Source organism: Rhodococcus sp. KRD197 (genome assembly GCF_017168235.1).
Taxonomy (GTDB): domain Bacteria; phylum Actinomycetota; class Actinomycetes; order Mycobacteriales; family Mycobacteriaceae; genus Rhodococcoides.
In genome coordinates, this window is record NZ_JABFAO010000017.1 from 1 (window position 1) to 1,802 (window position 1,802).

Sequence of the window (1,802 nt, forward strand, 5' to 3'; positions counted from 1 at the left end):
TGTAGTCGTTCGCCGGCGAGGTCGAAGTTGCCGGTGACGAAGTGTTTGTTTTCGCGGTCGAAGGCTTTGACGTCTTCGAGGGTGCGGATTTCGTAGTATTGGCGGGTGATGACTTCCAGGAGTGCGCCGGGGTCGGTGATTCGTGCTGCGAGGAGGTCGATCAGGGGTTCGGGGGTGGAGACGAGGGCGTCGATGCGGGCGGCGTAGTCGGGTGCGTCGGGGTTTTCGGTGAGGTATTGCAGGCTTCCTCGGACTCCGTCGTAGACCTGTTCGCGTGCGCGGCGGATTTGGGGGGCGTCGAACAACCGGAAGCGGAGGTTGCGTGCGACGTCGCCGATGACGGGGTATCGGGCTTGGGTGGCGACGATGAGACGTTCGAGGACCTCTCCGATGGCGGTGTCGGAGGTTTTGTCGGCGGAGTCGTCGAGCCAGTGGTCGAGGAGGGCGGCGATGACCGGTACTTGGTTTTCGATGCGTTGCAGGGCGAGGAAGACTCGGTAGACTGCTTCTTCGAGTTCGGGACTGCGGGCGAGGTCGTCGATGTCGTAGTGGCGGAGGGCGCGGGAGAGTTTGCTGCGGAACGCTTCCGGGAGACCTTGGATGTCGACATCGAGTGAGTGCAGGAACGAGTGGAAATGTTCGCGGGGGGAATGGACCCGTTCGTCGGTGTTTTCCTCGTCCATGGTGGGGCGGTTGCGGGCGAGTTCGCAGATGTCGGCGAAGGTGTTGAGCAGGACCAGTTCTGCTTCGACTACGGCGGTGTCGTCGCCGGTGACCGCGGTGCGGAGTTGTTCGTATCCGGAGAGCAATGCTCGGGCGCGGGAGGCGCTGACATCGAATCCGGTGATCAGTGCGGACAATTCTTCCAACCGTGCCAACGCTCGGCAGCTGGCCGATTCGTTGCCCGGGCCCGCTACGGTGCGGAACTGCACGCGTTCGGTCTGGGTGGAGGTTTTCTGCTCCCCGGCTTGATCGACCCGTAGCAGGGCGGCACCGGAATCGACTTGACCGTTCACCGAGGCGAGGACTTCACGGACCCGGCCCGCGTAGGGCGAGCGGACCGCGGTTTCCATTTTCATCGATTCGAGCACCACCAGTGTCTGTCCGGCTTCGACCTCGTCACCGACAGCGACGGGGACCGCGACGACGACGGCGGGGGCGGGGGCACGCACCAGCCCGGCCTCGTCCTGGCTGATCTGATGGGTGATGCCGTCGACCTCGACGAGGAAATGCGCCGCACCGGCGACGGTGACCACCTGGTAGCGGCGATCGCCGAGGATGAGTCGGCTTTCGTACTTCCCGAGCCGTTCGATGTCGACCTGCAACTCACCACCGCCACTGACACCGCTGCCACTGTCGAGAATGTCGCCGTCGATGCGGTAGCGGTGTGGTCCGAGTTGTCCGACGCCGAGGGTGTAGCCCTGTCCTTGGTAGTTCAGTTCGACGGTGCGGCCGATGGTGTGTGCGGCGCGGGGGCGGCCACCGCGGGCGGAGGCGAGGAACGCGGCCCGCTCGTGGGCTTCGGCGCTGTCGTAGGCATCGATGGCGGCGGCGAGGATCGCGATGTCGGCGACGGTCGTCGGTCCGGTGGGGGTGCCGGCGTCGGTGCGGTCGAGCCACCCGGTATCAGCGGATCCGGAGATCACCTCGCTGGTGTCGAGCAGGCCGAGGAGGAACGATTTGGTGGTGGTGCCGCCGTCGATGACCACCGTCGTCTCACGCAGTGCGGTGCGCAACCGGGCGAATGCTTCGTCGCGGTCGCGGCCCCAGGCGATGATCTTGGCGACCATGGAATCGTAGTC

1 protein-coding gene is annotated in these 1,802 nt (G+C 65.3%); it reads right to left on the minus strand.

The window, feature by feature from the left end:
- Positions 1 to 1,802 (minus strand): biotin/lipoyl-containing protein (locus J1M86_RS23175; protein ID WP_206511539.1); only part of this gene is annotated, 1,802 nt, incomplete at both ends.